9 protein-coding genes and 2 tRNA genes are annotated in these 8,890 nt (G+C 43.5%); 2 read left to right on the top strand and 9 right to left on the bottom strand.

The annotated features are described in order from the left end of the window. Positions 1-102 precede the first annotated feature (102 nt). The 3 genes from CVN76_RS30655 to spoIIE all read right to left on the bottom strand — a co-directional run bounded on the left by CVN76_RS30655 (position 103) and on the right by spoIIE (position 4,460). On the bottom strand, positions 103-1,083 hold the full coding sequence (locus CVN76_RS30655) for a protein kinase domain-containing protein (RefSeq protein WP_100534288.1): 981 nt from the start codon (positions 1,081-1,083) through the stop codon (positions 103-105). Beyond that, on the bottom strand, positions 1,052-1,789 hold the full coding sequence (locus CVN76_RS30650; RefSeq protein WP_061144013.1) for a VWA domain-containing protein: 738 nt from the start codon (positions 1,787-1,789) through the stop codon (positions 1,052-1,054). The genes CVN76_RS30655 and CVN76_RS30650 overlap by 32 nt, the downstream gene beginning before the upstream one ends. 196 nt (positions 1,790-1,985) lie before the next feature. Beyond that, positions 1,986-4,460: a stage II sporulation protein E gene (gene spoIIE, locus CVN76_RS30645; RefSeq protein ID WP_061144014.1), complete on the bottom strand. Its 2,475-nt coding sequence runs from the start codon at positions 4,458-4,460 to the stop codon at positions 1,986-1,988. Positions 4,461-4,788: 328 nt separating this feature from the next. Here spoIIE and CVN76_RS30640 point away from each other — a divergent pair. After that, a tRNA-Met gene (locus CVN76_RS30640) sits at positions 4,789-4,862 on the top strand. Positions 4,863-4,878: 16 nt separating this feature from the next. Next, positions 4,879-4,950, top strand: a tRNA-Glu gene (locus tag CVN76_RS30635). A 176-nt stretch (positions 4,951-5,126) separates the two neighbouring features. On the opposite strand, the gene CVN76_RS30630 is transcribed toward CVN76_RS30635, so the two are convergent. From CVN76_RS30630 to mazG, 6 genes are all read right to left on the bottom strand, one after another. After that, positions 5,127-5,585 carry a S1 domain-containing RNA-binding protein gene (locus CVN76_RS30630; protein ID WP_061144015.1) on the bottom strand — a complete coding sequence of 153 codons (459 nt, stop codon included), beginning with the start codon at positions 5,583-5,585 and terminating at the stop codon, positions 5,127-5,129. Between the two features lie 80 nt (positions 5,586-5,665). Further along, complete coding sequence (locus tag CVN76_RS30625) at positions 5,666-6,052, bottom strand: FtsB family cell division protein (protein ID WP_061144016.1); 387 nt, start codon at positions 6,050-6,052, stop codon at positions 5,666-5,668. A gap of 18 nt (positions 6,053-6,070) precedes the next feature. Continuing rightward, positions 6,071-6,703: a spore cortex biosynthesis protein YabQ gene (gene yabQ / locus CVN76_RS30620; RefSeq protein ID WP_100534287.1), complete on the bottom strand. Its 633-nt coding sequence runs from the start codon at positions 6,701-6,703 to the stop codon at positions 6,071-6,073. After that, complete coding sequence (yabP, locus tag CVN76_RS30615) at positions 6,700-7,011, bottom strand: sporulation protein YabP (RefSeq protein ID WP_100534286.1); 312 nt, start codon at positions 7,009-7,011, stop codon at positions 6,700-6,702. Before yabP ends, yabQ begins: the two co-directional genes overlap by 4 nt. A 76-nt stretch (positions 7,012-7,087) precedes the next feature. Continuing rightward, positions 7,088-7,351, bottom strand: a complete 264-nt coding sequence (locus tag CVN76_RS30610) for an RNA-binding S4 domain-containing protein (protein WP_061144054.1) — start codon at positions 7,349-7,351, stop codon at positions 7,088-7,090. A gap of 24 nt (positions 7,352-7,375) precedes the next feature. Then, on the bottom strand, positions 7,376-8,848 hold the full coding sequence (gene mazG / locus CVN76_RS30605; RefSeq protein ID WP_100534285.1) for a nucleoside triphosphate pyrophosphohydrolase: 1,473 nt from the start codon (positions 8,846-8,848) through the stop codon (positions 7,376-7,378). Positions 8,849-8,890 lie beyond the last annotated feature (42 nt).

Raw genomic sequence — 8,890 nt, 5'->3', positions numbered from 1 at the left:
CTTTAACATACAATCTTCCTTCTTTATGGACAGGTAATAGTTAATACGGTTCAAAACATGAAATGGTACCAACTATTTCATGATATTCGTTAATTAACTATATCATAACAACTGTTCATATATGTAGAGAACATAGAGCATCGATATGATCGCAACAAGTAAAAAAGTCTCAAACAGTCCTCCCCGCTTCTTGTTGGAATGGTTTTGGGACCTTCTTGCCTGCCTTGTCGCAGGCTTGCTTGCCGCCGCCTGGACAGTCCCCGTTTTCTTCTGGTGGCTTTGCTTACTCAACACAGCAACTAAATCCTCCCTCATTTGAAGCGCTGAATCGTACTTCCCGTGCAGCGCTTTATCCAGCATTTTTCTATAGGGGAGAAGTTCCTTTTTCTGCTTAATCAAGTCATTTAGCTGACTATACCCCTCCCCTTTCTTATGGAAACGTCCCGGGTAGGCTGAATTGATGATGATCATCGCCACAGCGAACAAGTCATATTGCGGATCGGCCTTCCTCGAACCAAGCCCCCAGTAACCTCTATCAAAGAACTCCGTGAATTCCTTGACTGAACGGCCAATCAAGGTCGTTCCCCCTACATCGACGCAGCGCACCTTATAGGCGGGAGAAGTCACGATCAAATTCTCTGGCTTTAAATCACCGAACACCCAACCATTTGCATGCAGGGCCGATAAACTGGTTAATAGCTGAAGCATCAAGACACCGATCCACGATGCTCCCTTTTTTTCGATGAAACGCAAAAAATCGTGTCCATGGATATATTCCATGACATAAAAGGGGAGCTGCTTTCCTGATTTGATGAAATCGTCCGCTTCCAAAAAGGAAGGTCCAAGGGTAGACCCCTGGACCTTTGAAAAGGATTTTAGGATATTCATCTCCGATATAATGGACGTCCCATTATCACTGAGCTTTAGAGCATAATGACGATTTCCGTTTTCCACCAAATAGACGATGCCGTTGGCGCCACACCCCAATTCCTTCAAGATTTTGTACTGGTTTTTATTCCATTTCCCAATGACGGTACTTCCAGGCAGTAGTTTACATTGATTCCTCAAAGTATTGTTCATCATCATGTGATAACAATCCCCTCAATGAACGTTTTTTATTGAAATAGGTCAACGCTTCGCGAATGGCCGGACCTGTCGGAGTGAGTCCGCCCGTACTGAGCTTAGGAAAAGTTGCCGTCAGGGCTTCAAGGTTGGGGGTCCAATCCAGCAACTTTTCCACATCCTTTCTTTTCCCAGGAAATACGAACACGGAAAAACGGCTGTCACCCATTCTTGCGTTCATACTGAGGGAAAGGTCCAATAAAGAATCTTTTACGGTAGGAAGCTTATGTTTCATGCTTGCGCTGGTATCTACAAGGATCAACACTTCAAGCTTGCTTGTTTCCCCAAGCTCGTCGACCACCTCCATCACTTCGCCTCGTTTTTCCGGGGGGAGATCCTCCATCGTGCTTGAATCTCCCAGTATTTGTTGAAGTTCACGATTGATTACTCCCTGTATGGTTTGAGTCATTGCCTTTTGGGTGACCATTTGCACGGTTTGGGACAGCTGCTGGGCATAGACGATTTGGCTTACACCGCCTCCCGAGCCGGCAATCTTCTCGATTTCCTTCAGTCCCTTTTCATCAATCACATCATTTTCCATGACGCCTATGACATTGATGGTTATGCCTTGCTCCCTTGCTAGTTCAGCCATGGCAGATGGCTCCTCACCATGATTCGAACATCCGTCGGTAATAAGCAAAATCTGTCTTAATGTTCCTGCTTTCATGTTTTGCTCTCCCTTCTTTTCAATCTGTTACCATAATTGACTAAAAAAAGGGAATTTATACGCAAGCGGCATGCGCAATCAAGTCACATTAACAAGAGTCACGGGAATTTCCTTTGGCGTTCAACCTTTTTACCTTTTACCCGTCCACCATTCCATCACCTCATTCATGAATTCGGATATTTTTTATATAAATGTCCTACTGGGCCTTTTTGTTTTTCGAGGAAACGGGAATGGAAGCCCATTTCGGCGTATTATGTTTTATTTTTGAAGTTACCACTGTCATATCATCATCTATGATCCCTTTCGTCCGGATGACTTCTTCCAATATTAAATCGGAAATTTCCTGTGGATCGTCCGTCTCCATTTCCTTGATTTTTCGTTTGAGCCAGAACTCGATATTTTCCACATGTGACGGTCCATCGAACACCCCATCGCTCATCATGATCAATATGTCTCCCGCCTTCAACTCTTCCGATACAACATCAACATCAAAATCCTGGATGATTCCCATCGGAAGGTTACTCGATTCAATTTTTATGATTCTATCTCCCCTTTTTATGAAGCTCGGTATTGAACAGATTTTCAAAAACTTAGCCTTTGCGTCCTGAAGATCAATCATTGCTAAATCAAGAGTTGAAAATATTTCATCGGTAGTGCGTAGTGATAAAACGGAGTTTACGGATTTAATGGCTATTTTTTCTTCTATTCCCGATTGTAAGAATTTTTGCAGCAGCTTCAATGTTTCCGTGCTTTCAAAATGGGCCCTTTCCCCATTTCCCATGCCATCACTGATGGCTATCGCAAATTTACCGCAGCCGATTTCCATCGTCGTATAACTATCTCCTGATACAAGCCCTCCCCCCTTGGCAGCGTGAGCCACACCCGTTTCGACCGTGAATTTTTTTGCTGACCTAAATATCACCTCACATTGCCCGTTTGGATATGTTGCACATTCTTCTGAATGAACGACGATCGTTTCTCCCAATATGTCCGAAAGCATCGGCGCGATCAGTTTTTCACATTCGCCCCTGCCCTGGCAGTATGGGACACTCATCTCTATATCCACATTGCCTTGCTCCAGGCTGTATATTTCAACATAACCGATATGCAGGCCAAAATCCTGAATGGCCTCCATAATGGATTCCTCATGTAAATGATGGTTTTTCCGTTCCCTTTGAATTTCTTTTGCGAAATCATCCATCACTGCAGAAACGCCGCGCAGCTGGTCCGCCACTAGTTTCCTGCTTTCCTTCACCTGCCTTTTCAGTTTTTGGTTTGCCTCGAAGTAGGTGAGCTCCTGGGCTATAGCCCCGATGACCTGAGGCCCGCGAGTACAGTATTTCCCCCATTCCTTCGCAGTTTTTTGCGGGATTTGTCCATTATTTTCACTTAATTGAAGCATGATTTCCTGCATGCCGTCATAGGTTGTATTAAAGTTTTTGGCCCAGCATTGTTCCTTTTTAAAACAGAGCTGGCATGTCTTTTCCGTCACATTACTTAAAAAATAATCGAATTCCTTCTCATCTTCCTCCAATCTCCCCCTTTCATCCACCTGGGAGAAGCTATTCGAGAGCGCCTCGAAAACGTGTGAGAACTGCTCAACCCTTTGAGCGGTAACATCCCTCACCTTGCGGGCATACTGCTGCTGTTCATCGGAATTCTCAACAGTTCCCGGTATATGCTTCGCTATTTTGTTGATGATCGATGATGGAGTCAATATAAATAACGCCACGGCAACAAGTGATTCATAAAGTGTGACCATTATATTATTGGTGCCCTCGCCATATAGACCTATCAGTAATGTGGCGATCAAGAGGCCGCTAGCGACCCCTATTTTCCGTCCCTCCTTCAGCAGGCCCCCAAGCAGGCCGGAAAAAGCAAGCAGGCTCATTTGATAAAGGCTGGAAATACTTGCAAGCGAAAATATCAGTCCGGTTACTACACCTACAGTGGAGCCTATGGCGGCCCCTCCTGCCAGCCCGAAGAGAAGTACCAAGTATCGTGAGAATATATGGTCGAGTGATAGATCATATATCATCCAGCCAATCGTTCCGGTCATCACCGATGCCAGCAAGATGATGATACTGACGATTTCCTCCGTCTTCAATGATTGGGATCTTGTCCGGATCGTCAGCAGCGGAATCGACTGTATGAAGATCAAGGTCAATATCATGGCTAGTCCCGCCTCCACCCCTATCATCATAAGGTCGTACAGCTGAATCGTTCGGAACACCAGATATTGCTCGGCCAGGTTGACCAGGAACATTGAAGCGAATACGTACATCGACATCGTCTTGAATTGTCCTTCGACGGCGGGCTTCTTGATCTTATGAAAAAGCAGGAGCAGGAAAGCCGATGCGAATATGATTAAACTATTGGAATAGTGAACGGTGAGCCCCCCTGCAATCAATCCGAATAATGCCAGCGGAGCCCTGTCACGTCTCATGAGGAATACGGCTGCGAAAAACGGAAGTCCAAATGGTGCCAGCTGCGAGAGGATTAATGCCCGTCCTAATAAAAAACCGATAATAGCTAAAGAAATGCCTTTCTTTATGAATATATCCTCCGATTTCATTTGCAGCTGCTGGATCCAATTGATGGCCCCTGCCTTCGCTTCTTTTAATTGAACATCTCCAAGAGGTTCCAACATTGGTCTTTCTACTTTTTCCATTTCAACACCCCATTCGTATTAGTGATTTTTATTATAAAGAGGCCATTGTCATTTTTTTGTCAGAATTTTAAAAGCATATTGGAAAAACGTTCGACGAAATTCTTCTTGAACAATCATTTGTATACAGGTTTTTGTCCGGTTTTTCCCAATACAGAAACGGATGTTCCTTTTTTTTTGAAGAAAAGCAAAGTTTTTAGGTTATTTTTGCGGATAATAACATGAATAAATCATCAGGAAAATGGAAATAGATAATCTTTATTTTTTTTGTTGACATTCCTTCCTCACGAATGTAAGATATAACTTGTGCTTCAGTAGCACTTACCATTATGGCGGCGTAGCTCAGCTGGCTAGAGCGTACGGTTCATACCCGTGAGGTCGGGGGTTCGATCCCCTCTGCCGCTATCCTTATTTTTTTCCTGGCCCGTTGGTCAAGCGGTTAAGACACCGCCCTTTCACGGCGGTAACACGGGTTCGAATCCCGTACGGGTCATCCCAAAAGACAAGAAAAAGCGCTCCTGCACACTAGTGTACAGGAGCGCTTTTTTTGGCGTGATTCACGGAACTTCTTAGATACAATTAAAAGAAGACAAGCAAGCTGCCTGCCTTTATCTACACTATGAAAGTATTCACAGGAAAAGTTGCTAATCTATTATTTCAGCAGCAGTTTTATCCGCGTCTTCCTCCTCGACCTCCCCGTTTCGTTTCGGTGCTACGTTTGAGGGTCGTTAAGCGGTCTTCGCTATCTTTTAAGAATTTTGCCATTTTTTGCTCAAAGTTTTCCTTTGGCTGAAAACTGTTACCTTTTGAGCGGAAGTCTTTGGAACGGCTGTCATTCCCTCTTCCTTGGCGCGGACGTGGTGTGTATGCAGGTTTTTGCTCACCTTCAGGACGGTCTATCGCTTTTTTTATGGACAAGCCAATCTTGCCATCTTTTTCCACATTGATGACTTTCACCTCAACTGTATCGCCCACTTTTAAATGGTCATTGATATCCTTGACATAATTATCAGCCACTTCACTGATATGGACGAGACCAGTGGAACCTTGAGGGAGCTCTACAAATGCACCAAAATTAGTTATGCCTGTTACTTTACCTTGTAACTTGCTGCCTACTTCGATTGACATAAAAAAAATGTTCCTCCTTAGAAATGTTAAAAAATCTCTTCATACTATATTATAACGAAAGTAAAAAAACAGTGTCAATATTAGTCACTATCTTCCTTACCTTTTGGAAGCGTAAAAAGGATCTCGCCATTGTCCGATAGGAAATAATCCCGTCTGGCTATTTTCGCAATATAATCGTCATCATTAAGTTTGACGATTTCTTCCTTAAGAAGGGTTTCGTCTTTTTCCAATTTAGCCAGCTTAACTTGCATTTCCTTCTTCTGTTGAACTTTCTCATCAAGTGCAGCATTTTGCGTAACGAGGGTGGTAACAGCCAAAATTAAAAAGAGAGCCGCAAAAACTGAATAAAGAGTTAGTCTACGCATTAGACCGCGCCTCTTTTTTTCTACTGTTTGTACTTTTTTCTCTTGTTGGGCGACGTAGGCATTTTCTATTTTTGCCACTTTCCTTTTACGAAGGCTACTCATATTTTATCACTCCTCTCATCATTTCTTTTTATTTCTCCATCCATTCAGCGTTCTACTTATAGAATTCTTTATTTTCAATAAAATCCCTTTTCCTTTATTATAAAACTTCCCGACGTTTTTCGTAACAAAAACCGGCAATAAATTCCATATATAGGTCAACATCCATTTTATTGGCTTCCAGAATACATTTAAAATAAAGAGAACGATTTTCCCTGCCCATTTCAATAATGCGAAGGCGAATTTGCCTAGCCCCATCACGATGGCTATTATGGATACTATTACCCATTTTATCGGAAGAAATATCAGCATGTGAACAGAATTGGTGATAAATCTTGCCAACTTTATCACCAGATGTATCAATAATTCCAACAACCGCTGATAGAACCCTTTGAACAATGCTTGATATGCAGCGAAACCGCAAAATAAGGCCAAAAATAAATAGAAGCGAAACTCTCCCTCGTTCACTAAAAATAAAACATAAAAGATAAGCAGACCTTGAATGATCCAGAAAAGGAAATCGTGGATGAACACAATCCACCTTTTCCTCTCGGAACGCTTTAGAAACCGGCTATACGTATCCAGGGCAGCTCCAAAACCACTGCCCATGCCAATCATCGCTAGCAACGTATAAAATTGGATCGTTAATGTCATTTGAACAATTTGCCAAAGAAGCCTTTAGCCTTCTCCCCTGATTGCTCATCTAGATAAACAAGGTCGAAAATCTTCCCTTTAATGGATACGATGCCTTTATCAACGTCCAAATTTTTCATTTGCAGGTTTTGCCCTCGTATCGATAGGAATCCCATTGACGTTTCGAGCAGGAACTCTTCATTATCAAAGCTTTCCACTTGCTTGACTCCGGTAATTTCCAGTAAACGGCGGCCTTTCATCGTTACATCATGCTCTTGGATCGTTCCCTTTGTATAACCAGCATTATTCGGTTCAATAAATTGGCTCATTTTTTCATCCCTCACAGTACCACTGATTTTGTACAAGTGTATGTCCGTAAGAAGGGAAATAGAACCAAGCTTGTCCTTACTCCTCTGCCAGCTTTTCTTCCTTTACGATCGTATACATTTCTGCTGCCGCATCTTTTTTCGTCGTTTCCTGGATTTTATCGACTCGTACCGTCACCAGCTTTTGACCGAAACGTACAGTCAATTCGTCGCCATCCTTCACATTCGAGCTCGCTTTTGCCTGTTGCCCGTTAATCGTGATCCGCCCTTTGTCCGCAACTTCCTTCGCAAGTGTGCGGCGCTTGATCAACCTTGATACTTTCAGGAATTTATCCAATCTCATCGACATTCTAATTTTCCCCCTTGATTAAAGTCCTTTAGCCTTTGCCTCATCCCAGTATGAATCCAGCTCTTCCAAAGAATGATCTTCAAACTTTTTGCCTGTCTTTAGGATGCATTGTTCTATATATGTAAAACGCTGATGAAATTTCCGGTTCGCTTTGTAGACGGCTTCCTCCGCTTGTATGTCATAATAACGTGAAATGTTGACAAGCGCAAAAAAGAGGTCGCCCAGCTCCGATTGAATTCTTTCCACATCACAATCCGGAGATACCATTTCTTCTTCTAATTCATGCACTTCCTCTATAACCTTTTTCCATGCTTCGGAAACCTCGTCCCAATCAAAGCCAACCTTTGCAGCTCTTTTCTGATATTCTTCGGCGCGTAGTAAGTTTGGCAAGGATTTCTCGATTCCATCCAATATTGAAGGCTGGAGCGTTAGTTCGCTGCCTTTCTCCTCCGCTTTGATTTTCTGCCAGTTCACCATTACGTCTTCCTCGTCATTCACATCCACATCGCCGAATACGTGGGGATGGCGTCGAATCATTTTGGCCGTAATGCCCTCGATTACATCATCTATCGTGAACATGCCCTCATCTTCGCCGATTTGCGAATGGAGCATCACTTGAAGCAGGACATCCCCAAGCTCGCCGACCATGCCCTCATCATCTTCTTCATCAATGGAATCAATAAGCTCGTATGCCTCTTCTATCAGGTATTTCTTCAAGCTTTCATGTGTTTGTTTCTTATCCCAAGGACAACCGTCAGGTCCCCTAAGCTGGGCAATGATTTGCCGCAGCTTGAAAAACTCGCGGTATTGCAGCGCTTCTTCTCTGACAGGAGGGACATATACACTCGTCAAGTTACTTAATTCCAACTGACGGTCAAGCTCGAACAGAGCGCATTTTGTCACTTTTTCCTTGCTGCTGCCTGCCGCTGTAACGATGAATACCTCGTAGTCATCCGGGAGCTTCTCCATTAAAGTAAGCTTCACATTCGAAGCGCTGAATGCATCATACACCTGGCCGATTATCATATGCTGGGTGATATGCAGGTCATTGGGGGAAAGGTCCGTCCCATCCAATAGCTGGAACCCCTCGATCGGATCGATGCGAACAGCTTGGAACAAGGGATCGAGGAAGCTTTGTCCGCCTTCCAGCTTTATGTCCACTCCAAGCGCAGGCCCTTTTTCAAGCAGCAGCTGGACCGTTTTTTCGGCAACCATCGGATGACCGGGAACCGCATATAAAACGGACTGGTTCAAAGCCGCTTGTAATAATGTTTCGGCAATTTCTTCATATACCGCTTCAAATTGGTCGTGCTTTTCATATATCCAATCAAAAGCCGTGAAATGGATGCCCTCCGCTTTCAATTCCTCGATCACAGGATGATCGATCGTCCTTAAGAAGCATTGTTGGACTTGTGTCAATTTTTTATAAATCCCTAGCGGAAGCTGGTCCAAGTCCCCTGCACCAAGGCCGATTATCGTTATCTCATTCATGGATATTTACCCCCTACTCGTTTTTATGAATCGTTTTAGCTT

This window comes from Bacillus sp. mrc49, from assembly GCF_002803435.1.
This window is presented reverse-complemented; position numbering and strand designations above follow the sequence as displayed.

What these genes read in the sequence shown, in the direction of transcription:
- CVN76_RS30655 (WP_100534288.1), bottom strand. Translation starts at nt 1,083, where the DNA reads ATGATGAACAATACTTTGAGGAATCAATGTAAACTACTGCCTGGAAGT.
- CVN76_RS30650 (WP_061144013.1), bottom strand. Translation starts at nt 1,789, where the DNA reads ATGAAAGCAGGAACATTAAGACAGATTTTGCTTATTACCGACGGATGT.
- spoIIE (WP_061144014.1), bottom strand. Translation starts at nt 4,460, where the DNA reads ATGGAAAAAGTAGAAAGACCAATGTTGGAACCTCTTGGAGATGTTCAA.
- CVN76_RS30630 (WP_061144015.1), bottom strand. Translation starts at nt 5,585, where the DNA reads ATGTCAATCGAAGTAGGCAGCAAGTTACAAGGTAAAGTAACAGGCATA.
- CVN76_RS30625 (WP_061144016.1), bottom strand. Translation starts at nt 6,052, where the DNA reads ATGAGTAGCCTTCGTAAAAGGAAAGTGGCAAAAATAGAAAATGCCTAC.
- yabQ (WP_100534287.1), bottom strand. Translation starts at nt 6,703, where the DNA reads ATGACATTAACGATCCAATTTTATACGTTGCTAGCGATGATTGGCATG.
- yabP (WP_100534286.1), bottom strand. Translation starts at nt 7,011, where the DNA reads ATGAGCCAATTTATTGAACCGAATAATGCTGGTTATACAAAGGGAACG.
- CVN76_RS30610 (WP_061144054.1), bottom strand. Translation starts at nt 7,351, where the DNA reads ATGAGATTGGATAAATTCCTGAAAGTATCAAGGTTGATCAAGCGCCGC.
- mazG (WP_100534285.1), bottom strand. Translation starts at nt 8,848, where the DNA reads ATGAATGAGATAACGATAATCGGCCTTGGTGCAGGGGACTTGGACCAG.